This window comes from Rhodococcus sp. NPDC055112 (assembly GCF_053607505.1).
The window spans coordinates 1-23,164 of sequence record NZ_JBSGTR010000060.1; the positions used below are offsets into that span (position 1 = coordinate 1).

A 23,164-nucleotide genomic window follows, 5' to 3' on the forward strand; every position below is an offset into this window, starting at 1 on the left:
GTGCACCTGCCGGCGGTCGCTCTCGGGCGATGCCCCGGCAGGTGCACACTCGGCGAGACGTGGCGCCGGTGCCCCAGGTGGGTCGATCAGTTCCAGTTGTCGATCTTGACGTCGTGGGGATCCGGCGCACCCGTCCCGGTTTCGATCAGCGACTTCAGGCTCATCAGGAAGAGCGCCCACTTGGTGCTGCAGTGGTACATGAACTCCACCGGCTCCTTCCAACCCTGGTGATCGAAGAGAACGATGGTGTAGTCGTCGACCTGATCGAGGTCCCAGACCACGCGCGTGCCGACCCACTCCTCGGGCCCGTCGATCACCTCCCACTGCACGCGCTTGTCGGGAACCAGCTCGTCGACCTTCATGTCGAATCCGCCTGCCCCGAAACGAAATCGGAGCACACCGCCGACGACGTTGCCGTCGCCCGTGGTGTCGGTCGTCCACCAGGCGGCGAGCCCCTCGGCTGTGGTCAAGGCCGCGTAGACCTCGGCCGTCGATGACTTGATACCGACCCTGTGCAGGATGTCCACCATTTTCGGTCCCTCTTTCCAGTGTTGGGTTTCGAATGACCTGCGTGAAATCAGTGCTGTGTGTCGCGTTGGTCTTTCGTGCGCTGAATCGCCTCGGCGATGCGCTTGATCCGCTGGAGCCTGGCGTCCCACGCCGCCCCGACCGAGGACAACTGCGCGACCGCGCGAGCGAGTTGCGCCTCGTCCACCCGGTACCTCCTCTCTCGCCCGGCAGGCGTGGCATGCACCAGGCCGACCCGGTCGAGCACGCCGAGATGTTTCGCGATGGCCTGCCGTGTCACGGGTAGCTGCTCGCTGAGGCTGGTGGCCGTGCCGTCGCCTGCCGCCAGGAGCAGGTCGAGCATCCGCCGACGGGTCGGATCCCCGACCGCGGACCACAGGTCGTCGTCGACGGCGGTGCTCACGGGGTGGCCACCAACCGCGCGAGGTATTCCCCGAGCCGGGGCACGAATCGGTCCCAACCGGCGCTGTGGTCGCGGTACTGCTCCTCCAACTTCGCGGCCTCCCAGCCCATCTCCCGGAACCCGGTCTCGGTGAACCGGATCTTGGTGCCAGTGCCGGACGGGATGAGCTCGAAGGTGATCAGCAGCGAGTCGGCGGAGTCGACGACCTTGCCCTCTGGGTAGCACCAGCGGAACGAGAACAAACGGGGCGGCTCGGCGTTCACCACCTTGATCGGGACGACCTTGGCCCTGTCGCCCCAGACGAGTTCACCGACCGCGCCGGGAGTCGCTTCGATCTCGGTGTGGTCGGTCCACCACTCCGAGATGTGCTCGGGGCTGCTGACCACCTCGAAGGCCACCTCGGGGGAGGCGTCGACGTAGATCTCTCGTTCGATGCTGCCGAACTCCATGTTCTGCACCTTCCTCAATATGCAACGTTTGGTTGCGCATTACGCTAGCCGACCGTTCGGCATCGCGCAACCATTGGTTGCCTATCTGGGTAGGTGGTGCGGGTGGAGGTGGTGCCATGCGGGCGAGTCTGGATGCCCAGTGTCGCGTGATGTGATCTCTGACGAGGCGTGGGCCGCTGTGTCCGTCACCAGGGCACCGTTCCCGCGTCGTCGAAGAATCCGCCGGTCGGGCCGTCGTCGGGCAGGGTCGCGAGGCGAATCGCGACGGCCGCACCCTGTTGCGGTGTACGGACGCCGCGAAAACCGTTGAGGTCGGTGGCGGTGAAACCGGGGCAGCCGGAGTTGATCAAGACGTTGGTATCGCCCAGTTCCTTGACGTACTGGATGGTGAGGGCGTTGAGGAAGGTCTTCGAGGACAAGTAGGCGGCGGGAACCGGGCCCATGTCGATGCCGGGTGTGGTTTGCAGTGCGAGCGAGCCGACGCTGCTGGACATGTTGACGATTCGCGGTGATGCCGAGGCGCGCAGCATCGGCAGCATCGCGTTGGTCACCCGGATGACCCCGATCACGTTGGTTTCCACGACGATTCGCACGGTCGCGGGATCGACCGTGGTCGCTGTCTGCGGCATACCGCCGGTGATCGCGGCATTGTTGACCAGAACATCGAGCCCTCCGGCACGGTCGGCGATCAACTCGGCCGCCGCGGCCACACTTGCGTCGTCGGTCACGTCGAGCGGCACACCGAACGCATCGGTCCCGGCCGCGCGCAGCTTCTCCACCGCGGTGTCGCGGCGTCGCCGATCGCGCGCGCCCACACCGATTCGCCAGCCGAGCGCGCCCAGGCCAGTGGCGATCTCGTATCCGATTCCCTTGTTCGCGCCGGTCACCAGCGCAATCGTCTGTTCACTCACACCGCCGATCCTGTCGCGATTCCGGGTGCAGCGTCCAAGACCGATCAGGTGGGCGGCGATACCGCACGGGTATTGGTCGTGGTCATCGCCAGATACCATTCCCTGGTGGAGACGCGGGAGATGCGATACTTCGTCGCCGTCGCCGAGGAGTTGCACTTCGGACGGGCGGCACAACGGCTCTCGATCGCGCAACCACCACTATCGCGAGCCATCCAGCAGCTCGAACGGCGGCTCGGGGTCGTCCTGCTGCACCGCACCACTCGCGCAATCACTTTGACCAATGCCGGGTCGGTGCTTCTGCAGGAGGCCCGGCTCGCCCTCGAAGCGGTCGAGGCCGCCGAGCGCCGCACCCGCCGCGCCGCCACCGACCGGGCCGGCGTCGTGCTGGCCACCAAGGCGGGAGCCTCCAGGGAACTGTTGTCGAAGCTGTTGGGCGCCTACGCCGCCGACCCCTCCGCTGTCGGAGTCGAGGTGATGCTCTGCGGTCCCGGCGAACCGGAAGGCCTGCTACGCGACGGGCGTGCCGACGTTGCTCTGCTCCAGCGGCCCTACGACACGACGGCCGGATTCGACACCGAAGACCTGCACACCGAATGCCAGATCGTGGTCCTGCCTGCGGGGCACCCCCTCGCCAACCGACCCCACATGTCGATGGCCGAGGTCAACGCCCTGACGGACCTGCCCCTGCCACGCTGGCCTCGACGGGATGGGAGTTATCCCGACGGCCCCGGCCCAAAGGTTCGCGACCATACCCAATTGACCCAGCTGATCACGCTCGGCCGCGCCTGCGCGCTCATGCCCGAATCGCTCCGAGCACAGCTACGCGGCGATCACGCCATCGTGCCCGTGCCGGACGCACCGGCCGTCACGACCGTCATCGCCTGGCCACCACACAGCAGATCCCGAGCCGTCGCCGACCTTGTCCGCACGGCGGTACACCTCTAGCCGGTGACATCCGCACGTGCCGCTGGTCGCGTGGTTCGACGCGGCCAAGCCCGCCAAAAGGCCCGCGCCTCTAGGCGAACTCCGCGCGGAACGCCGCGACCAGTTCGGGCAGGACGGCCGTGGCCGCGTCGGGATCGGCGTCGAGGGCCTGCAGGGCGACGCTCACGTCGGTGACCCCGAGCCGCGCCTGCGCCGCCGCGTTCGCGACGGTGGCGGGCAGATCGACCGCGCCGCTGTTCCTCCGTTCGACGGTCAACCGTCCACGAACCTGGAGCTCGGCCGGGTCGCGGCCCGCGTCGGCGAAAGCGCTGCGCAGCTGCGTGATTCCCGCGCCGAGGTCGTCGTCGGTGGCGCCCATGATGGGGATCCAGCCGTCGCCCCAGGTGGTCAGGCGGCGGACCACCGCCTTCGACAGGGTGCCGGACACCCAGATCGGGATGCGTCGACCGCTCGCGGGTCGGGGCGAGCAGTAGGCATCGTCGAAGGTGATGCCGGGGCGGGTGACCGCGGCGGGAGCGCCCTCCCACAGCGCCCGGCAGACGGCAAGGGTGTCGTCGAGCAGTGGTCCACGCTTGGCGAAGTCCAGCCCGACCGCCTCGTATTCCTTTGCTTGCCAGCCGGTCCCGACGCCCAGGTCGACCCGGCCGCCGGACAGCAGGTCCAGCGTCGCGGCCGTCTTCGCCAGGACCGCCCCGCCACGCAGCGCGGCGATCACGATCCCGGTGCCGAGCCGGATCCGTTCGGTCTGCCCGGCCACCAGCGCGAGCACCGTCATCGGTTCCAGCCACGGCGCGTCGGGGTCGGTCGGGAAGGCGCCCCACGAGTAGGCGGAGGTGTCCGGACCCATCACGACGTGGTCGGTGAGGATCAGTCGATCCACCCCGGCGGTGTCCGCGGCACGGCAGACCTTCAGCAGGTGCCCGAAATCGTCTGCGGCGAGCAGGTTCCCGAAGTTCGGAACGTTGAGACTGAGCGTTGGCATGGTGATCCTTCGGAACTCAGGGATTGAGGGGACGGTTGGTCCAGCCGCCGGATGCGCGCGGCACCCAGCCGCCCGCGCCGTGCGTGCCGCCGTCGACGTGGATGGTCCCGCCGGTGACGAAGCGGGACAGGTCCGACGCCAGGAACAGGGCGGCGCCCGCCACGTCCTCCGGCTGCCCTGGGCCGCCCAACGGTGACCACGTAGGCCACAGCGGCGCCTGCTCCTCGGGCACCAGCTCGGCGTAGGGCACCTGCACCGACTCGATGAGATCGGGGGCGATGGCGTTGACCCGGATCCCCGCCGGGCCGACCTCGGCGGCGAGCGAGCGGGTGAACTGCATCAGCGCGGCCTTGTAGGCCGAGTAGACGGTGTGCCCGGGCATCGAGCGGTGTGCCTCGACGGAGGTGAGGTTGACGACCGATCCGCCGCCGCGCTCGGCCATGCCGGGCAGCAGGGCGTGCGTGAGCCGCAGTACGTGACCGAGGTTGACCTCGTGCAGTTGCTCCCACAGGTCGGGCTCGTTCTCGGCGAACGGGCGAGGCGGGCGCAGGTAGTGGCCGACGTTGTTCACCAGGATGTCCGGCCGGTGCTCGAGCAGGGCCGCGGGTACCGGGGCCGTGCGGACGTCGGCCTCGATGGACTCGATCGATCCGCCAGCGGCCGGGTCGAATCCGCGGTCGGGGACCGGATCGAGGTCCGCGACCAGGACGTGGGCGCCGTGTGCCGCGAACGACCGCGCGACCGCGGCGCCGATACCCGCCGCGCCGCCGGTGACAACCGCGCGCCGTCCCGCCAGCATGGCGCCAGGGGTGAATGCGGCTTGTGATGGCATGGCTCCATCACAGATCACCGCCGTCTACGGCGCAGTCGTTCTTCCCGATCAACGGGAGCGGCTTCGTGCTGGGTGTGGTGTGCCTCTCGGTACCGCCGCCGGTTCCCGCAGGTTGTCGCGCCTTGTTGGTACGTTGGCTGGGATCCCGCTGCGAGGAGGCTGCCGTGCCCACCGAACTGGATGTGACCGCGACCCCGGCCGAGACGCTGACCGTGTCCGCCCGCGACGGCGACGCGCGCGGCTACGCGACGGGCACGGTGTTCGCATGGAAGGGCATCCCGTACGCCACCGCCGGCGCCGCCCGGCGATTCCGGTCCGCGGTGGCGCCGACCCCGTGGCCGGGCGAGCGCGACTGCCGGGACTTCGGCCCCATCGCCCCGCAGGCCAAGACGGTGCAGGTGCCGATGGAGCCCGGTTCGGTGGCGGACGAGGACTGCCTCTCGCTGAACGTGTGGGCCCCCCGTCCGGACGGAACGCCGCGCCCGGTGATGGTCTGGATCCACGGCGGCGCGTACTGCGTCGGCTCGTCGTCGCAGAGCGTGTACGACGGCAGGCGGCTCGCCGAGCTGGGCGACGTCGTGGTGGTCACGGTCAACTACCGGACCGGGGTGCTCGGGTTCCTCGACCTGTCGACCTTCTCGACCGGCGAGCATCCGTTCGAGACCAACATCGGGCTCCGCGACATGATCGCCGCGTTCGAATGGGTGCGTGACTGCATCGCCGCCTTCGGTGGGGACCCGGACAACGTCACCGCGTTCGGGGAGTCCTCGGGCGCGGGGTCGATCACGACGCTGATGACCTCGCCGCGGGCGGAGGGTCTCTTCCACAAGGCCATCGTGCAAAGTGCGCCCGCCACGTCGGTTTACGGCGCCGAGCGGGCCGCGACGGTGGCCAGGCGCTTCCTCGAGATCGTCGGGGTGAGCGAGGAGGAGGCCGGCCGGCTGTGCGAGCTGCCGATTGAGAAGCTGACCGCGGCCGGTGACGTGCTGCTCGACGAGGTGACGACCTCGGTGCCTGGCACGCTGTCGATGGCCCCCGTCGTCGACGGCGAGCTGGTGCCGCGGTATCCGGTTGCCGCGTTCCAGAAGGGTTTCGCGCACCGCATCCCGCTGATCATCGGCACCAACAAGGACGAGGCGTCGATCTTCCGGCTGACGAGGTCGCCGATCATGCCCGTCACCGCGGACACCGTGAACCAGATGTTCACCGCGATCGCCGCCGACCACCCGAAGCTGCCCGCGATCCGCGTCGCGGAGATCATCTCGGCCTACCCGGACTGGTCGAAGACGAGCGGTGCCCTCGCGGTGTCGCGGGACGCGGCCTTCCGGATGCCGTGCCTGTGGATCGCGGACGCGCACAGCAAGCACTCGCCCACCTGGGTGTATCGGTTCGACCACGCCACCCCGATGTTGTGGGCGGCCCGGGTCGGCGCCGGACACGCCACCGAACTGCCCTATGTGTTCGGCAATTTCGGCACCCTCAACCACGACCCGACCTTCTGGCTCGGCGGGCGCAAGGCCGCGCTCGAGGTCTCCGGCCGGGTGCAGCGCCGGTGGCTGGCGTTCGCGCAGCACGGCGTGCCCGCTGCGCTCGACGGCTCCAAGCACTGGGCGCCGTATCGCGAGGACACCAGGGCGACGCTGCTCATCGACAAGTCCGACACCCTGGCGAGCGATCCGGACCGGGAGTTGCGGGCCGCGTGGGGCGACAAGGTGATGGGGTTCCGGTGACCGGGACCGGCGCTCTGTAGCGTCGTACACATGAGCAAGCTGGATGAGGTCGGCGAACGGGAATCGTGGCGCTGCTGGTTGTGCGACGAACCCGTCGACCCGAACATGTCGGTGAACGACCCGCGCGGTCCGAGCATCGACAGCATCAACACCGCCAAGAAGGGCAAGGGCGGCCCGGAGCGGCTCGCGCACCGCGCCTGCAACACCAAGAAGGGCGCGATCAAGCCGGTGGTGCCGTGGTCGGAAGCGCTGTTCGTGATCGATCCGGCGCCGATCATCGGGGTGGTCGAGCAGCTCACCCGCAAGCCAGGACGGGTCGCCGTCGCGCGGTGCCCCTCGAAGTCCGATGCCGAGGACGCGTCGGCCTGGCTGCTGGACCGGCTCTCCCGGCTCGCGCCCGAGCTGACGCTGGACACCAAGATCGAGCCAGGCGGCGGCGGCTTCCTGCTGGTCGTCTCACGCTGACGCACACCCGCGTGGGTCAGCCCTGTGCGGCGCCCACTGTGTGCAGCGCCGCCACGAGTGGCGCGAGTTCCGGTATCGCGCAGGCTTCGTCGAGCGCCTCGCGCAGCTTCGCGTCGTGGGTGGGCCGTGCGCGTTCCAGCAGCGCCCGGCCCGCCTCGGTGACCTCGGTGTAGATGCCCCGACGGTCGTCCTGGCACAGGTACCTGGCCAGTAGTCCCCGGCTCTCGAGCCGGTTCACCAGCCGGGTGGTCGCGCTGCTGCTCAGTGCGGCCGCCCGGGCCAGCTGCGACATCCGCATGTGCCAGTCGTCCTGACGGCTCAGCGCGTCGAGCACCGTGTACTCGACCACCGACAGGTCGTGTTCGCGCTGGAGCGCGCGTTCGAGTTCCGTGTCGAGCAGTCCGTGCAGCGCCGCGAGCGTGCGCCAGCCCTGCGCCCGGACCTCGACGGCGTCGTCGGCGATCCCCACGATGTACCTCCCTTGGCCTGTCGGCCGATCATACAGCTTGCGCGGTTAACCGGCGCGTGCAACTATTTATAGAGCGCGTGCAAATACTTCCTACGCCAGCTATCCGCTTACGCAATTGATCGTGGAGGACACCACATGCCACTCGGACTGCTCGCCCTGGCCATGGGCGGCTTCGGAATCGGCCTCACCGAGTTCGTGATCATGGGCCTGTTGCCCGAGGTCGCCGCGGATTTCGGGGTCTCCGAGTCGGCCGCGGGCCACCTGATCTCCGGCTACGCGCTCTCGGTCGCGGTCGGCGCGATCGTGCTGACCGCCGCGGTCGGCCGACTCGATCGCAAGCGGGTCCTGATGGCGCTGATCCTGCTGTTCATCGCGGGCAACCTGCTCTCCGCCCTCGCCCCGACCTACGAACTGCTGATGGCCGGGCGCATCCTCGCCGCGCTCTGCCACGGCGCGTTCTTCGGGATCGGCGCGGTCGTGGCCGCGGGCCTGGTCGCGCCGGGCAAACGGGCGGGCGCCATCGCCATGATGTTCGCGGGCCTGACCATCGCGAACGTGCTCGGCGTCCCGTTCGGCACCCTGCTCGGCCAGCAGCTCGGTTGGCGCTCCACGTTCTGGGCGATCACCGTCATCGGGGTCGTCGCGTTGGTCGGTATCGCGGCCCTGGTGCCCGCGACGGCCGGGCACGACGAGGGCACGGGTTCGTCGGGTCTGCGCGGTGAGCTGCGGGCGTTCCGCTCGCCGCAGGTGTGGTTCTCGATTGCGATCACCGTCCTCGGCTTCGGCGGCATGTTCGGCGCCTTCACCTACATCGCCTTCACCCTCACCGAGGTCGGCGGGTTCGCCTCCTCGACGGTGCCGTGGCTGCTGATCCTGTTCGGCGCAGGCCTGTTCCTGGGCAACTACCTCGGCGGCAAGGCCGCGGACCGGGCGCTCACCGCGTCGCTGGTGACGCTTCTCGCGGGGCTGACCGTCGTGCTGATCGTGTTCGCGCTGACGGCGCAGAGCAAGACGATGACCATCGTGTCCCTGATCCTGATGGGAGCCTTCGGCTTCGCGACCGTGCCGGGCTTCCAGATGCGGATCATGAACTATGCGGCCGCCGCGCCCACCATGGCATCGGGAGCGAACATCGCCGCCTTCAACGTCGGCAACGCGCTCGGCGCGTGGCTCGGCGGGCTCGCGATCGCCGACGGGTTCGGGTTCGTCTCACCGATCTGGATCGGCGCTGCCGTCACAGCGGCGGGCCTGGCGGTGCTGCTGATCGCGACCCGCGTCGATCGCGGCTCCGCGGCCGGCATCGGTGCGCCTGCACCCGACCGGGTCCCGGCGCCGGTGCGGGCGTGAGCGATTCGGCTCATCCCGCGACCTGGCGGCCGCACCTCAGAAACGGCGACGCGGCCTCGTTCCCGTGCTGAGGGCGGCCACCTCGCGCGTCAGTCCTCGGGACCCTGCTGGAACGGCCGGACCTCGATGGGCAGGGTGGTCGCGGCCGCCAGCTTGCGGCCCCAGCCGAGCGCAGCGTCGAGGTCCGGCGCCTCGATGATCGTGAATCCGCCGAGATGATCCTCGGCCTGCGCGAACGGGCCGTCGGCGACGAGCACCTCGCCGCCCTTCGGACGCAGGACGGTCGCCTGCTCCGGCGGGTGCAGGCCACCGGCGAACACCAACGCGCCCGCGGCCCTGAGTTCCTGGTTGAGGGCGTCGATGTCCTCGATGATCCCCTCCAGGATCTCCGGCGCGGGGACCGGTCCGTCGGGCTGGTAGACACTGAGCAGGTACTGCGTCATGGCGTTCCTCTCTCACCCTCTAGTGCGTTCGAGTGTCGACCGGATCGACCACCGGTGTATCCAGATCGCGCAACGCCGGCAGCGTGAAGCAGACGGCGGCGATCACCAGGACCGGGATGGACAGCGCGAAAAACGTGGTTCTCAGGCCGACCGCGTCGATCAGCGGGCCTGCGAGCAGGTAGCCGAGCGGACCCGCGGCGTACGCGGTTGACGTCATGACGCCGACGACGCGGCCGCGCATGTGCTCGGGGCTGCGGGTCTGCATCGCGTAGTTCGCGATCGGCCCCACGGGGCCGAACACCAGGCCGACCAGCAGCGCCAGGGTGAGCGTGACCCACAGCGCAGGCAGGAACGCCATGCCGACCATGCACCCGCCGAGCGCGGTCACCGCCAGCAGCATCAGGGTCCTGCGCTTGACGTGGGCGGCGAGCGCGCCGTACGTCAGGGCGCCGATGACGCCGCCGATGCTCATCGCCATCAGCACCCAGCCGAGCTGCGCGGGCTCGCCGCGTTCGGTGAAGTAGACCGGGAACAGCACGCTCTCCACCGGCATGTACAGCGCCACGATCGCCATGTCGACCAGCGCGAGGGTGCGCAGCAACCGGTTGTGCCACACGAACTTCAGGCCCTCGAGCGTGCCGCTCCACATCGATTCCGGCCGGGTCTCGTGATCGGGGGCGCCCGCGCCCTCGAGTCGGAGGAAGGCGATGGTGAGGATCGAGAGCGCGAAGCAGACGGAGGTCACCCACAGGGTGTTCACCGCGCCGACCGTGGCGATCAGCACCCCGCCGATGCCGGGGCCGATCAGGTACGCGACGTTGTAGTTGGCCTCGTACAGGCTGTTCACCCGGTCCAGCGACCACCTGGCCTTCTTCGTCGCGGCAGGCAGCATGGATTCGCGGGCCGAGATGCCCGCCGGGTCGAAGGCGGCGCCGAGGGCGGCGAGCGCCGCGATGCCACCCACCGACAGCCCGACGGTCGCGGACATCACCGGGATCAGCGCCACCGACACCGCGGACAGGAAGTCGGAGACCAGCGAGGTGCGGCGGCGGCCGAACCGGTCGACCACCGTGCCGGAGAACAGGCTCGAGAGCAGCAGCGGCAGGGTGGCGGCGCCGGCGACGATCGCGGCGTCGGTGGCCCGGCCGGTCTGTGCGAGCACGAGCCACGGCAACGCGACGATGGTGATGCCGTTGCCGGTCGCCGAGAGCAGCGTCGCGAGGTTGATCAGGACCAGGGGTGTGTACCGGCGTGCGGCCGTGGCCGTCGTCGCAGTCATGTCGGGGTTCTCTCAGGCTGGAGGAGACATGTCCCGAGGCTAGCGAACCCGCCACGGCAGCGCGAGCGATTTTCGCTCGAGTGGCGGTGTGGTCAGGAGGCCAGGATCCTGGCCTTCTCCGCATTGAACTCGTCCTCGGTGAGAACTCCCTGATCCTTGAGTTCGGCGAGTTGTTTCAAGGCGGTGAGACGATCGACACCGCCCGAGGGTGGTGCGGCGGCGGGCGGCGGCGGGGCGGCCTGCGGGGGAGCCTGTTGGGGTTGTTCGGCGTTCCAGCGCTGACCCTGCCGACGGGAAACCCGATTGGAGACGGCGGTCGCGGTCCCGGCCACGACGGCGGTACGCGCGACGCCGCGGAGAAGTCCAGGCATGGTGTGCTCCTTCGTCTTCAGCTGTCGGCATCGAGTGAGTCGAGTGCCGCCATGATGCCTTGCAGGGGGATGCGGCCCGAGGCCACCAGTTGCGCGCCGCCGCGGCGCAGGGCCGCGGCGAACGGGGCGGCCCACAGGTTCTCGTAGACGAGAATCGCCCCGGAACAGCCCGGTTCGAGGATGGCGCCTGCCTCCTCGATGTCGCCTCGATTCACCAGTCCCGACGACGCCTCCGCGAACAGCGTCACGTCGATGCCGCCCTCCAGGCCGAGGTCGTCGATCGCGATTCCTGCCAGCGATCCGTCGGTGTTCTTGTGGACGAAGACGAGGTCGAGCACGCGAATGATGCCGTTGTCGACCAGATCACGGAGCATCGGCAGCGCCGACCCGTCCGGTGGCCGGTCGGCGGGGAACTCCACCACGAGATAGTCGATGGGCCCGACTTCGTCGAATTCGTTGTCGTTCACTGCAGGACCTCTCTCCTTGAAGATGGTCGTGGTCAGAACGGTATTCGAGTCGTTAAGCGACGCTTGCCAGCATCTCACCTGGGAGGGCCGCCCGACTAGGAAACAAGGCCATCGAATGACGCGGCATCGTCGCGTTCGGCCCTGGCGGTCTGGGTGGTCACCCGGTCCGCGATCTGCCGACGGGCCGCCTTCTCGACGAGCAGGGGCACGAAGTCGCGGACCTTGCCGTTGGCGAAGCGCTGATGGATCGTCCGCACGGTGTGCTCGATGTCCGCAGGCGATTCGGAGGGGTAGCGAGCGATCAGTCGCGCGATGACGTGCTCGACTTGAAGCAACTCGTCATCGCCGGTCATCGATCCATCGTCTGCCCGGCCCGCCACCGTGGTCAAGACTCGAAAAGGACTCGAGACGGGCACGGATTCCACAGTGGACGATGCCCGTGGTGCAGCGGGATTCGAGCCTCGAATCCGCGATGTGAGCGGCGTGAGAAGCGGACAATGAAGACATAGCACCAATCGGTTGCGAGGAAGGGGACCGTCATGTCTGAGAAGTCGCCGGCCGAACAGGGAATCGCGGCGGGCACGTCGATGGGGGCGGCCGTCATCCTGGTGACCGTTGGCATCATCCAGCTCTTCCAGGGGATCGCCGCGGTGGCCGAGAACGAGGTCTTCGTCGTCGGCATCGAATACACCTACAAGTTCGACCTCACCACGTGGGGCTGGATCCACATCGTGCTCGGCGTGGTGGTGGCGGCGATCGGTGTCGCACTGTTCACCGGGGCCGGATGGGCGCGGATCGCGGCGATCGTGATCGCGGCGATCTCGATCATCGCCAACTTCATGTGGCTGCCCTACTACCCGTGGTGGTCGGTGCTGATCATCGCCCTCGACGTCGTGGTGATCTGGGCCGTGTCGACCTGGAAGCCGCAAGCAGTCTGATCCGGAACACGATGGAAAGCAGGATGATTCGGTGACAAGTCCGATCGCAGGGCCGCGCACTTCGGTGCCGCGGTCCTGCTGTCGGTGAACCTGGTGAGGTCCTGGACGAGCACGCACGCACGGACGGCCGAGGGAGAACCCGGTGGGCAAATCCAAGGACGCGAAGTCCAAGAAGCGTTCCGAGCAGACCGACCGACAGCCTGCCGAGGACGGGGAACTGATCGACTCATCGGCCGCGCGGCATGCCCCGCCGATGTCGAACAAGGAATACCGCCGCCATCTCAAGGTGCTCGACGCCGAACTGGTCGCGTTGCAGGAGTGGGTCAGGTCGACCGGGGCGAAGGTCTGCGTCGTCTTCGAGGGCCGCGATACCGCCGGGAAGGGCGGGGTGATCAGGGCGATCACCGAGCGCGTCAGCCCCCGAGTGTTCCGGGTCGTGGCCCTGCCTGCCCCCACCGAGCGGGAGAAGTCGCAGATGTACTTCCAGCGGTACGTGCCCCATCTGCCCGCCGCCGGGGAGGTCGTCATCTTCGACCGCAGCTGGTACAACCGGGCCGGTGTGGAACGGGTCATGGGTTTCTGCACGGAGGACCAGGCTCGGACGTTCCTCGAGCTCGTCCCCGTTGTCGAGCGCGTGATCGTCGAGTCGGGGGTCATCCTGCTCAAGTACTGGCTCGAGGTGAGCGAAGAGCAGCAGACGCTGCGCCTGCAGAGTCGGATCGACGATCCACGGAAGCTCTGGAAGCTCTCCCCGCTGGATCTGAAGTCCTACAGCCGTTGGTACGACTACTCGCGGGCCCGTGACGAGATGTTCCGGTTCACCGATTCCGGCCTGGCGCCGTGGTTTGTCGCGCTCAACGACGACAAGAAGCGTGGGCGGCTCAACATCATCACTCACCTGCTCAGCCAGATCCCGTACACGCCGCTCGAGCGTCCCGAGGTCGCCCTGCCGAAGCGGCAGGACCCCGGTGACTATCGTGTACCGCCGCAAGCGCTGCACTGGATCCCCACTCCTTACTGACGTTTCCGAGTACCCGGCGAGGAGCAGCGTTCATGGCCACAACGGAACCAACACCGAACCAGGTCCGCCAGCGCGCCACCGCCGAATCCGGAGAAACATGGCACGCCAAGGACGCGGACACCGTCGTCGAGGCACTCGGCACCGACCCGCGGTCGGGCCTGACGGACGACGAGGTCGACGCGCGGCGGCGGAGGTACGGGGGCAACGAGATCGCGACCGAGCCCGAGCCCTCGACGTGGGCGATCGCACTGCTGCAGCTGAAGGATCCGATGAATCTGATGCTGGTCGCGGTGGCCGCCGTCAGCGTGATCATCGGCGAGGTGCCGACGGCCATCGTCGTGGCGGCGCTCGTGGTGCTCAACATCGTGCTGGGCACGCAGCAGGAACTGAAGGCCCGCGCCAGCGTGGACGCGCTCGCGAAGATGCAGACGCCCCAGGCCCGGGTGATCCGCGGCGGGGTCCTGACCGAGCTCGACGCGACCGAACTCGTCCCGGGCGACATCGTCGCGCTCGAGGCGGGCGACATCGTCCCCGCCGACGGCAGGCTGTTGCGGTCGGCCACCCTCGAGACCCAGGAAGCGGCGCTGACCGGCGAGAGCGCACCGATCGCGAAGGATCCTGGGACGCTCGATACCGCCGACGTCGCTCTCGGCGACCGTAGCAACATGGTGTTCCAGAACACCTCGGTCACCCGGGGCACCGCCACCATGGTGGTCACCGAGACCGGCATGCGCACCCAGATGGGCCTGATCGCGTCGATGCTCTCGGCCGTCGCGCCGAGCAAGTCCCCGCTGCAGCGCGAGCTGAACTCGCTGACCAAGGTGCTGTCCGTCATCGCCTGGACGGCCGTGGCGATCATCGTGATCCTCGGTGTGCTGCGCGGGCAGAGCCTGACGACGCTGCTGCTGCTGGGCATTTCGATGGCCATCTCGGCCATCCCGACCGGTATGCCGACGTTCGTCCAGGCGATGCTCGCCTACGGGGCGCGCCAGCTCGCCGAGGCGAAGGCGATCGTGAAGAACCTCAACGACGTCGAAACCCTCGGCGCGACGAGCGTGATCAACTCCGACAAGACCGGCACCCTGACCATGAACCAGATGACCGTGCGCTCGTTGTACTTTCACGGCCGGTGGTTCACGGTGGACGGCGAGGGCTACGGCAAGGCCGGGACGATCGCACACGCCGCGGGCGAGGCGGCTCCGGACTTCACCCTGCTCGCCTACGGGCTGTGTCTGGACAGTGACGCCACCGTCTCCGATTCCGGGGAGGTCGTCGGCGATCCGACCGAGGCCGCACTGGTGGTGCTCGCGGCCAAGATCGGCGTCGACGCCCCGCTCACCCGGCAGACGTATCCGCGCGTCGCCGAGGTGCCGTTCGATTCCGCCTACAAGTTCATGGCGACCTTCCACCATCTGCAGGTCCGCGGCAGCACACGGTTCGTGGAGCTGGTCAAGGGTGGACCCGACGTGGTGCTGGCCAGGTGCGGGACCGCGTTCGTCCCCGGCGGGGAGGCGGTGCCACTGGCCGAGGTTCGGGACGAGCTGATGGCGGCCAACCGCGCCATGTCGGAGAAGGGGCTTCGCGTGCTGGCCTTCGCCACTCGGCAGCTCGACGGCCAGGAGGCGGCGGTGACCGCGGATCCGATGTCGTTCGTCGAGGACCTCACGTTCGTCGGCATGGTGGGGATCATCGACCCGCTCCGGCCGGAGGCGATCGACGCCGTGCGCACCGCCCACGCTGCGGGCATCGACGTCCGGATGATCACCGGCGACCACGCGATCACCGCATCCGCGATCGGCGCCGAGCTGGGGCTCGGCCCCGGCGCGATCGGCGGCGCCGAACTCCAGGCCATGACGGACGAGGAGCTCGCGGCGGCCCTGCCGGAACTCCACGTCTTCGGCCGCGTCACGCCGCAGGACAAGCTGCGTCTCGCCGACATCATGCAGCGGGGCGGCGCGATCGTGGCGATGACCGGCGACGCCGTCAACGATGCCGCCGCGCTGAAGCAGGCCGACATCGGGGTGGCGATGGGGTCGGGGAGCGAGGTCACCAAGCAGGCCGGACGGATGGTGCTGACCGACGACAACTTCGGGACGCTGGTCACCGCGATCCGGTTGGGCCGCGGCATCTACGAGAAGATCGTGTCGTACGTCCGCTACCAGATGGCCAAGCTGTTCGCGATGGTGCTGTTGTTCCTCGTCGCGAGCGTCTTCGACATCAATGACGGCATCGCGCTCACCCCGCTGATGGTGCTGTTCCAGAACTTCTTCATCACCCTGTTCCCGGTCGCCGTCATTATGCTCGACCCGCTGCCGCCGGACCTGATGAGCAAACCGCCCCGGGATCCGAAACTCCCGATCGCACACCGGAAGGCGTTCATCCAGTGGCTGGCGTATGGGGTCCTGCAGTTCGCCGTCACCCTGGCCGCGATGCTCGTCGCCCCGGGACCGATGAGTCCGACCGAGGCGAGCGTGCCGATGACGACGGCGTTCGTGGTGCTGTCGTTCGGTTCGGTCCTCAGCGGCCTGGTCATGAGGCGCGATCCCGAATCCGGCCTCGCCGCCCCCGTGGTCGGCGCGCTGAAGATCCTCTCCATTCCGATCATCGCCACCGTGTTCGCGGTCGAGCTCGGCTTCCTCCAGGATCTGCTCATGACGACGTCCCTGACGGGTGGACAGTGGCTCGCCTGCATCGGTTGGGCGCTGATCATCCCGGTCGTGATCGAGGCGGAGAAGGTGATTCGTCGTCGCAGGCGTCAACTCTCGGGGCCGCAGGAGCTCCTTTCCGCCGCCGTCGCGGTGGACCCGGCCCGGGCACGCACACCCTGATCCCGCCACCGCGAATCGGCCGAGACGGCAGGCGGAGATTGGTGCTTCAATTGATGCATGTGTAGGTGGATGGCCTACTCGGGAGAGCCGATCCTCGCGGAGGACCTGCTGTTCCGGCCTGAACACTCACTGATCGACCAGAGCCTGCACTCGCGCCTCGGCGCCACGACCACAAACGGCGACGGCTTCGGCATCGGCTGGTACGGCGAGGGCGCCGAACCGGCGGTGTTCAAGAGCATCGAGCCGGCCTGGAACGACGCGAATCTGCGCGAGATCGCCGGCCACGTGCGCACCCCGCTGCTCTTCGCGCACATCCGGGCCTCGACAGGGACCGCGGTGCAGCGCAGCAACTGCCATCCGTTCCGGCACGGGCGTTGGTTGTGGATGCACAACGGCGCCCTCGGGGGATTCCGCGAGACCCGGCGCGACCTGATCACCGCGATCGATCCGGCCCTGTTCCCGGATCTCGAGGGTTCGACCGACTCCGAAACGCTCTTCTTCCTCGCGCTGACCTTCGGCCTCACCGACGACCCGTTCGACGCCGTCGCCAGGGCCGTCGGTCTCGCCGAGGACGTCGGCCGGGCGCACGAAGTCGAGGATTCTGTCCAGATGACCGTCGCGACGACGGACGGCGAATCCACCTGGATCTTCCGCTACTCGACCGCGAGGCGGTCGAGGTCGCTGTTCTTCTCGACCGAGATCTCCAGGCTGCGGGATCTCCACCCGGAAGTCCCCGTCCTCCATCAGTTGAGTGGGGAGACCCGGTTCGTGGTCTCCGAACCGTTGCGTGACCTGCCGGGCGCGTGGAACGAGGTGATGGAATCCTCGGCCGGGGTCGTCAGGCCCGGACAGGACGAACTCCGCGCCTTCCAGCCGATCGCACCCACCTGAGTGGAACCGGAGCCGTGCGCGCCCGGCATCGCATGGCGGGTGCCGGGCGCGACTGTTCTACTCCCGGGAGGAGATGGCCGCGACCGGGTCCGCGCGGAGCCTCGCCCGGGTCGGTATCACTATCGCGAGCAAGCCCAGCGTCACCGTCGCGGCGATGATCGCGGCGTAGGTGACGGGGGAGACGGCGGGGATCGGCTGTCCGGAGACCCCGAGGCTGACCCCCACCAGCGGCGGCAACGCGATCAGCGTGCCCACCACCGACGCGATCGTCACCACCATCACCGCCTCGGCGCGCATCATCGCGCGGACCTGCCTGCGGCTCGAACCGACCAGGCGCAGCAGCGCGAACTCCCGGCCGCGCTCCGCCGTCGCCATCACGAGGGTGTTCACCACCGCCACCGCCAGGTAGGCCAGCAGCACCGACAGCGCGATCAGGCTCGTCCAGGACTGCGCGCTGCGCTCGGATTCGCCTGCCGCGCCGAGCCCGTCGCGGTCGGTGACGGTGTAGCCCGCCGCGGCCAGCGCGGCGCCGACCTCGGACTGCCTGCCGGGCTCGGCCCGCACCAGGACGCTGTCGTCCAGGCCGCTCGTGGTGTGGGCGCGCACGACCTCGTTCGCGAAGGTGACGTCGCCGAATCCGAGTCCGCGCCCGTAAGTGGCGACCACGGTGGGACTGACCGCGGTGCCGTCACCGAGGTGCAGCGTGGCGATCTCCCCGAGCCCGGCGCCGAGCGTCTGGGCGGCGTCGCTGCTCAGCGCGACCGTGCCCGGTCCGGCCAGCGCGTCGAGACTGCCGGACTCGACCTCGAGATCCATCGTCGGAGCCGTCGCGGCCGGGTCGATGCCCTGCGCCGAGTACCGCTCGGTGGTGGTGGACTCGCCGTCGAAGCGCGGGGCGTACACCTGGCTGCGGGCAACGGGATTCGCCGCCTCGACGCCGGGCGTCCGGCCGATCGAGTCGACGACGGCGGGGGACAGTCCAGGCCCGGTGCCGGTGACGAGGAAATCCGCGATGACGCCCTCCCTGGACTGGGTGGCGGCCTCCGCCGCGACGGTGGTCTGGACGAAGATCTGTACCGATCCGATCGCGATCGCCAGGGCGAGCGGGGTGATGGCGGCGGCCAGGCGGCGGGCGTTGCCGCGGGTGTTCGCGGCCGCCAGGAACAGAGCGGGCGATCCCGACCGGCGGAGCGGCCCACCGAGAGCGGCCACCGCGCCGCTGACCAGACGCGGTCCCAGCAGCCCCACCGAGATCATCAGCAGGACAGCGGCACCCCCGGCGCCGGCCAGCGCCGCCTGACCCTGGATGACGGCGGGCAACAGCGAGATCACCAGGCCCGAAGCGCCGAGGACCAGTCCGGTGACCATCCGCCCGCGGCCGAGCCGGGCCGGGGTCGACGACGCCTCCGCCAGCGCGTCGACCGGATTGATCCTGGCGGGCCTGCGCGCGGCGACGGCAGCCGCCGCGCGGGCGGTGATCAGGCTCAGTGCCACGGCCGCGACGGCGGGCAGCGGGCTGAAGGCGAGCGCGAAGTCGGCGGGCAGCAGTCCGGCCGCCGCGAAGCGAGACCGGAGATAGCCGGCGAGGACGAGGCCGGGGACGGTGCCCGCGACCGCGGCGACGCCCGCGACCAGCATCACCTCGCGCCCGACGAGCCGGTGGATCTGACCCGGAGTCGCGCCGACCGCGCGGAGCAGTGCGAACTCGCGCCTGCGCTGCTGGATCGACAGCGACAGGGTGCTGGCCACCACGAACATGGCGATCATCACCGCGGTCCCGGCGAACGAGATGCCGATCATCACCAGTTCGGTACGCGCACTGCCCGCGTCGAGGAACTCCGCGTCGCCGCGGGCCCGGCCGGTGTAGGTCTCGACCTCGGCCACTCGTTCGCGGATCCGCTCGGCCAGCGCGCTCGCCGTGACGCCGTCGGCCGCCGTGACCCCGACGGTGTCGATGTTGCCCGAACGCGGCGACAGCGAGGAGATCTGCCCGTCGGACAGAAACACGTGTGTGGCCCGGTCCGGGGTGGGGTTCGCGCCCGCGACGCCGACCACGGTGTAGTCGTCGGCGATGCCGCCGTGCGTCAACGAGATCCGGTCGCCGACGCGGGCCGGCTCGGCGTCGTCCACCACGACCTCGCCGGGACCGTTCGGTGCCCGTCCCTCCCGGATCTCGTACGGGGTCAACGCGGCCGAGGCCCAGCCGTGCGCCTGCACCGGGCTGCCCGACCAGGTGAGCGGAACGCTGATGTCGGGGACCGCGCGCGCCACCCCGGGAACCGACTCCAGCTCGTCCGCGATGCCCGCGGCCAGCGGGGCCCGCTCCGCGAACGGTTGGTCGACGCCCTCCTCGACGACGAGCGACTGCAGGCCGCCGACGATGACGTCCGCGCCCGCGTAGCGCTGCGGCTCGATGCCGCCGCGGATCCCGGACTCGATGAGGACGCCGAGCCCGGTGATGAGCATCGCGGCGAACAGCACCGCGACGAACATGCCGACGAACCCGCCTCGGTGCGCGCGGATGTTGGCGCCTGCAAGCGATCTCATCGGATCACCACTCCCCGAGGTGGGTCATGTGGTCGGCGACCTGCTGGGCGCTCGGCCGGTCCAGGTGACCGACGAAGGCGCCGTCGGCGAGGAACAGCACCCGGTCGGCGTACGAGGCGGCGATCGGATCGTGGGTGACCATCACCACGGTCTGCCCGAGTTCCTCGGCGGTACGGCGGAGCAGTTCGAGGACCTGCCGTCCGGTCCGCGAATCCAGTGCGCCGGTCGGCTCGTCGGCGAACACGGCATCGGGCCGGGTCACCAGGGCGCGCGCGATCGCGACCCGCTGTTGCTGGCCGCCGGACAGTTCCGCGGGCCTGCGCCCGCGCAGATCCGCCAGGCCGACCGCGCCGGTGACGAAATCGAGCCAGCCGGGGTCGGCGCCGCGGCCCGCCAGGAGCAGCGGCAGGGTGATGTTCTGCTCCACGGAGAGCGCGGGCAGCAGGTTGTATGCCTGGAAGACGAAGCCGACGTGGTCGCGCCGGAACACGGTCAGTGCCTTGGGCTTGAGTCGGGAGATGTCGGTGTCGCCGAGCCACACGGACCCCGAGGTCGGCTGGTCGAGTCCGGCGGCGCAGTGCAGGAAGGTGCTCTTGCCCGAGCCCGACGGGCCCATCACGGCGGTGAATGCGCCGCGCGACAGGGTGAGGTCGATGCCCCGGAGCGCGGTCACCGCGGCGGGGCCTGACCCGTATTTCTTGGTGACGTGCTGGAGTCGGAGGGCGGCGACGGGCGGGCTCAGAACCTGTGTGCTCATGGATGACGACGCTATGGACGGCGGCGTCGTCGGACGATCCCGCGCGCTACCGGATTCATGGTGTGGCTGGCTATACCGACACGTCCGACGGGGTGCGGCATGCTGGGGGGCATGGTGAGGACCGGGCGGCTGCGGAGCTGGTGGCGTGCGCTGCGCTACCTGGCGGCGGAGGGCGTCGCGGGCATGGTGTCGATGGCGCTGCTGGTCATCGGGCTGGTGCTGGTGGTATTCCTCCTGTTCGGGCCGGGGTGGCTGCTGGCGCCCCGGGCGGTGGGGCTGTTGCGGTGGTGGACGGGCCTGGCCCGGCGCCGGGCCGGGTGGTTCTCCGGCGACGTGCTGTCCGAGCGATACCTGCCGATCCCGACGGACCCGACGTTCGAGGACCTGCGGCGACTGGCGACCGCGGCCTCGACCCGGCGCGACGCAGCCTGGGTCGCGGTGCACGCGCTGATCGCGCCCGCCGCCGGCCTGTTCGCGGTCGCGCTCCCGGCCGCGGCCGTCAATTCACTGCTGATTCCCGCGTACTGGCAGTTGATGCCCGCCGACGAGCCGGTGACCAACCTCTACCCGGTGACCTCGTGGTGGGGCGCCGCGGCCATGCCGCTGGTCGGTGTCGCCTACGTCGTGCTCGCGCTGTGGCTGACCCCGCTGATGGCGCGCGGGATGTGCGGGCTGGCCGTGCGGCTGCTGGCGCCGACCCGGGAGTCGCGGCTGGTGGAGCGGGTGAGCGCGCTGACCGCGAGCAGGGCGGCCGCCCTCGACGCGCACGCGGCCGAGCTCCGCCGGATCGAACGGGACCTGCACGACGGCGCCCAGAACCGGCTCGTCGGGGTGGTGATGCTGCTGGGCATCGCGGAACGGTCGCTGCGCACGAACCCGGAACAGGCTCTGCCGCAATTGCTTCGGGCTCAGGATGCGGCCGCCGACGCGCTCGCGGGCCTGCGCACCATCGTGCACGACATCTATCCGCCGATCCTCGACGAGCTCGGGCTCGAGGGTGCGGTCTCGGCGCTGGCGGGCCGGTGCCCGGTGCCGTGCGTGCTGGACCTGGGCGGGCTGCGCCGGGCGCCGGTCGCGGTGGAGTCGGCCGCGTACTTCGTGGTGGCCGAGGGACTGACCAATGTGGTCAAGCACGGCGCCGCCAGCGGGGTGACCGTCCGCCTGTACACGGCCGACCGGGATCCAGGAGAGGTGCTGCGGATCGCGATCACCGACGACGGGCACGGCGGGGCGGTCGAGCGGGCGGGCGGCGGGCTGAGCGGGATCCGGCGCCGGGCCGAGGCCTTCGAGGGGACGATGGAACTGGCCAGCCCCGAGGGCGGGCCGACGATGCTCGCGGTGGAACTGCCCTGCGGTGCGTGAGCGACCCCGGGTTCGACGCCGATCGGGTGGGTGGATCGCCGGGAGATCCACCCACCCGACCGACGAGCGGTGACTAGCGCCCGCCCGCGGATCCGGTGAACAGACCGGGCACGAGAGAGTCGAGGCTGCCGGTGCCTCCCGGGGTCCCGGGATCGGTCGGCTCGGTGGGCTCGACCACCACGACCCCGGGCACGGTCACGGTGACCTTCTTGTCGTCCGAGGTGGAGGCGCCGAACCTCTTGGTGCCGGTGAACTTTGCCGTGATGGGGTGCTCGCCCTGATCGCGGAAGGGCCAGACCATCTCGGCATGGCCGTCCGCGCCAACCGCGGTGCTGCCGATCCTCGTCCCGCCGTCGAAGAACTCGATCGTGCCCTCGCCGGGGTTCGAGTTCACGGTTGCCTTGATCTTGACGTCCTCACCGGTCAGCGCCTCGAGCGCGACGTCGACGACGGTCTCGGTCTGGTTCACCGAGAAGATCTCCGTCGCGGACAGGGCGTTGCGGCCTGCGCCGGTGGCGACGCAGTATCCGGCCGCGTTGACCCAGCGCGACTCGCCGAAGCTCATGCTGGTGTCGGTGATCTTGATGCTCGGGGCCGCCGCACCCGCGCGGACCGATGTCGTCGCCGAGTCGTTCTCGACCGCACCGGCCCGGAGCGTCAGTTCCACCGCGGGGAGCCGGAAATCGGTGTTGGCCTTGACCTGCAGGCCCTCCTTGGGCCTGTTGTCGCTGCCGCTCGGGCCGTCGTTGACTGTCTTGTTGCCGGTGCCGGTGATGCGGAGGAACCCACCGGTGGGGTTCGCGTTGCCGTCGCCACCGACCCGCAGCAGCGCCGGGCTCTCGCCGACGAGGTTGCTCGAGCTGCCTGCCACCAGGGTGTACCCGAGCAGCTCGGCGCCCTGCGGGACGGCGAGGTCGTACTTGAGGCGGCCGGTGTCAGAGTCGGACGTGCGCATGGTTCCCGGGTGCAGCGTGACGGTGAACTCGGCGCCGGGGCGGACCGATTCGGGTGCTGTCACCTGCAGGTTGTCGGAGAAGGAGAAGTCCCAATCGGACGCTCCGTCCACGCGGCACTTGTGCTCGAAGGACACGGTCTTGGTCACGGGTTCGGCCGAGGCCGCGGGCGCGGCGACGGCGAGCAGGCCTGCCGTCATCGCCGAGGTGGCCAGCACGGTGGCCACGGGGGTGATCTTCATCGAG

General features: G+C 69.6%; 24 protein-coding genes. 9 read left to right on the forward strand and 15 right to left on the reverse strand.

What is annotated here, in order from left to right; translation table 11 throughout:
* Positions 1 to 86: 86 nt before the first annotated feature.
* From ACWFRB_RS21550 to ACWFRB_RS21565, 4 genes are all read right to left on the reverse strand, one after another.
* Positions 87 to 530, reverse strand: a complete 444-nt coding sequence (locus ACWFRB_RS21550; RefSeq protein WP_452643298.1) for an SRPBCC family protein — start codon at positions 528 to 530, stop codon at positions 87 to 89.
* A 47-nt stretch (positions 531 to 577) separates the two neighbouring features.
* On the reverse strand, positions 578 to 931 hold the full coding sequence (locus tag ACWFRB_RS21555; protein ID WP_077042369.1) for an ArsR/SmtB family transcription factor: 354 nt from the start codon (positions 929 to 931) through the stop codon (positions 578 to 580).
* Positions 928 to 1,380 (reverse strand): SRPBCC domain-containing protein, encoded by a 453-nt coding sequence (locus ACWFRB_RS21560; RefSeq protein ID WP_452643299.1) that lies wholly within the window; start codon positions 1,378 to 1,380, stop codon positions 928 to 930. The genes ACWFRB_RS21555 and ACWFRB_RS21560 overlap by 4 nt, the downstream gene beginning before the upstream one ends.
* 185 nt (positions 1,381 to 1,565) lie before the next feature.
* Complete coding sequence (locus ACWFRB_RS21565; protein WP_452643300.1) at positions 1,566 to 2,447, reverse strand: SDR family NAD(P)-dependent oxidoreductase; 882 nt, start codon at positions 2,445 to 2,447, stop codon at positions 1,566 to 1,568.
* Between ACWFRB_RS21565 and ACWFRB_RS21570 the strand changes: the two genes are divergently transcribed.
* Positions 2,397 to 3,236: a LysR family transcriptional regulator gene (locus tag ACWFRB_RS21570; protein ID WP_452643301.1), complete on the forward strand. Its 840-nt coding sequence runs from the start codon at positions 2,397 to 2,399 to the stop codon at positions 3,234 to 3,236. The two genes, ACWFRB_RS21565 and ACWFRB_RS21570, sit on opposite strands and share 51 nt — an antisense overlap.
* 70 nt (positions 3,237 to 3,306) lie before the next feature.
* Here ACWFRB_RS21570 and ACWFRB_RS21575 read toward each other — a convergent pair whose 3' ends face one another.
* Positions 3,307 to 4,218: a TIGR03619 family F420-dependent LLM class oxidoreductase gene (locus ACWFRB_RS21575; RefSeq protein ID WP_452643302.1), complete on the reverse strand. Its 912-nt coding sequence runs from the start codon at positions 4,216 to 4,218 to the stop codon at positions 3,307 to 3,309.
* Between the two features lie 16 nt (positions 4,219 to 4,234).
* Complete coding sequence (locus ACWFRB_RS21580; RefSeq protein ID WP_452643303.1) at positions 4,235 to 5,050, reverse strand: SDR family NAD(P)-dependent oxidoreductase; 816 nt, start codon at positions 5,048 to 5,050, stop codon at positions 4,235 to 4,237.
* A gap of 164 nt (positions 5,051 to 5,214) precedes the next feature.
* On the opposite strand from ACWFRB_RS21580, the gene ACWFRB_RS21585 reads away from it, so the two are divergent.
* Both ACWFRB_RS21585 and ACWFRB_RS21590 read left to right on the forward strand, forming a co-directional pair.
* Complete coding sequence (locus ACWFRB_RS21585; protein ID WP_452643304.1) at positions 5,215 to 6,780, forward strand: carboxylesterase/lipase family protein; 1,566 nt, start codon at positions 5,215 to 5,217, stop codon at positions 6,778 to 6,780.
* Between the two features lie 30 nt (positions 6,781 to 6,810).
* Positions 6,811 to 7,245: a hypothetical protein gene (locus ACWFRB_RS21590; RefSeq protein ID WP_452643305.1), complete on the forward strand. Its 435-nt coding sequence runs from the start codon at positions 6,811 to 6,813 to the stop codon at positions 7,243 to 7,245.
* A 16-nt stretch (positions 7,246 to 7,261) separates the two neighbouring features.
* Here ACWFRB_RS21590 and ACWFRB_RS21595 read toward each other — a convergent pair whose 3' ends face one another.
* The gene (locus ACWFRB_RS21595; RefSeq protein WP_452643306.1) at positions 7,262 to 7,714 is read right to left on the reverse strand and encodes a MarR family winged helix-turn-helix transcriptional regulator; all 453 of its coding nucleotides are present in this window, start codon (positions 7,712 to 7,714) and stop codon (positions 7,262 to 7,264) included.
* Between the two features lie 135 nt (positions 7,715 to 7,849).
* Here ACWFRB_RS21595 and ACWFRB_RS21600 point away from each other — a divergent pair, with 135 nt between their 5' ends.
* Positions 7,850 to 9,061: an MFS transporter gene (locus ACWFRB_RS21600; RefSeq protein ID WP_452643307.1), complete on the forward strand. Its 1,212-nt coding sequence runs from the start codon at positions 7,850 to 7,852 to the stop codon at positions 9,059 to 9,061.
* A gap of 89 nt (positions 9,062 to 9,150) precedes the next feature.
* On the opposite strand, the gene ACWFRB_RS21605 is transcribed toward ACWFRB_RS21600, so the two are convergent.
* From ACWFRB_RS21605 to ACWFRB_RS21625, 5 genes are all read right to left on the reverse strand, one after another.
* A complete protein-coding gene (locus ACWFRB_RS21605; protein WP_452643308.1) occupies positions 9,151 to 9,504 on the reverse strand; it encodes a YciI family protein in 354 nt (117 codons plus the stop codon).
* Positions 9,505 to 9,523: 19 nt separating this feature from the next.
* Entirely contained in the window at positions 9,524 to 10,783 is a 1,260-nt protein-coding gene (locus tag ACWFRB_RS21610; RefSeq protein WP_452643309.1) for an MFS transporter, read from the reverse strand.
* Between the two features lie 92 nt (positions 10,784 to 10,875).
* Positions 10,876 to 11,154, reverse strand: a complete 279-nt coding sequence (locus ACWFRB_RS21615) for an SHOCT domain-containing protein (RefSeq protein WP_452643310.1) — start codon at positions 11,152 to 11,154, stop codon at positions 10,876 to 10,878.
* Between the two features lie 17 nt (positions 11,155 to 11,171).
* Positions 11,172 to 11,621, reverse strand: coding sequence for a DUF6325 family protein (locus ACWFRB_RS21620; RefSeq protein WP_452643311.1), 450 nt, complete (start codon positions 11,619 to 11,621; stop codon positions 11,172 to 11,174).
* 95 nt (positions 11,622 to 11,716) lie between these two features.
* A complete protein-coding gene (locus tag ACWFRB_RS21625) occupies positions 11,717 to 11,974 on the reverse strand; it encodes a three-helix bundle dimerization domain-containing protein (RefSeq protein ID WP_452643312.1) in 258 nt (85 codons plus the stop codon).
* Between the two features lie 186 nt (positions 11,975 to 12,160).
* Here ACWFRB_RS21625 and ACWFRB_RS21630 point away from each other — a divergent pair, with 186 nt between their 5' ends.
* From ACWFRB_RS21630 to ACWFRB_RS21645, 4 genes are all read left to right on the forward strand, one after another.
* Positions 12,161 to 12,559: a DUF7144 family membrane protein gene (locus ACWFRB_RS21630; protein ID WP_452643313.1), complete on the forward strand. Its 399-nt coding sequence runs from the start codon at positions 12,161 to 12,163 to the stop codon at positions 12,557 to 12,559.
* 217 nt (positions 12,560 to 12,776) lie between these two features.
* Positions 12,777 to 13,580, forward strand: coding sequence for a polyphosphate kinase 2 (ppk2, locus tag ACWFRB_RS21635; protein WP_452643331.1), 804 nt, complete (start codon positions 12,777 to 12,779; stop codon positions 13,578 to 13,580).
* A gap of 32 nt (positions 13,581 to 13,612) precedes the next feature.
* On the forward strand, positions 13,613 to 16,408 hold the full coding sequence (locus tag ACWFRB_RS21640; protein ID WP_452643314.1) for a cation-translocating P-type ATPase: 2,796 nt from the start codon (positions 13,613 to 13,615) through the stop codon (positions 16,406 to 16,408).
* A gap of 57 nt (positions 16,409 to 16,465) precedes the next feature.
* Positions 16,466 to 17,299: a class II glutamine amidotransferase gene (locus ACWFRB_RS21645; RefSeq protein WP_452643315.1), complete on the forward strand. Its 834-nt coding sequence runs from the start codon at positions 16,466 to 16,468 to the stop codon at positions 17,297 to 17,299.
* Between the two features lie 57 nt (positions 17,300 to 17,356).
* Here ACWFRB_RS21645 and ACWFRB_RS21650 read toward each other — a convergent pair whose 3' ends face one another.
* On the reverse strand, positions 17,357 to 19,846 hold the full coding sequence (locus ACWFRB_RS21650; protein WP_452643316.1) for an FtsX-like permease family protein: 2,490 nt from the start codon (positions 19,844 to 19,846) through the stop codon (positions 17,357 to 17,359).
* A 4-nt stretch (positions 19,847 to 19,850) separates the two neighbouring features.
* The gene (locus ACWFRB_RS21655; RefSeq protein WP_452643317.1) at positions 19,851 to 20,603 is read right to left on the reverse strand and encodes an ABC transporter ATP-binding protein; all 753 of its coding nucleotides are present in this window, start codon (positions 20,601 to 20,603) and stop codon (positions 19,851 to 19,853) included.
* A 111-nt stretch (positions 20,604 to 20,714) separates the two neighbouring features.
* Here ACWFRB_RS21655 and ACWFRB_RS21660 point away from each other — a divergent pair, with 111 nt between their 5' ends.
* Positions 20,715 to 21,965: a sensor histidine kinase gene (locus ACWFRB_RS21660; RefSeq protein ID WP_452643318.1), complete on the forward strand. Its 1,251-nt coding sequence runs from the start codon at positions 20,715 to 20,717 to the stop codon at positions 21,963 to 21,965.
* 73 nt (positions 21,966 to 22,038) lie between these two features.
* On the opposite strand, the gene ACWFRB_RS21665 is transcribed toward ACWFRB_RS21660, so the two are convergent.
* Complete coding sequence (locus ACWFRB_RS21665) at positions 22,039 to 23,160, reverse strand: Ig-like domain-containing protein (protein WP_452643319.1); 1,122 nt, start codon at positions 23,158 to 23,160, stop codon at positions 22,039 to 22,041.
* Positions 23,161 to 23,164 lie beyond the last annotated feature (4 nt).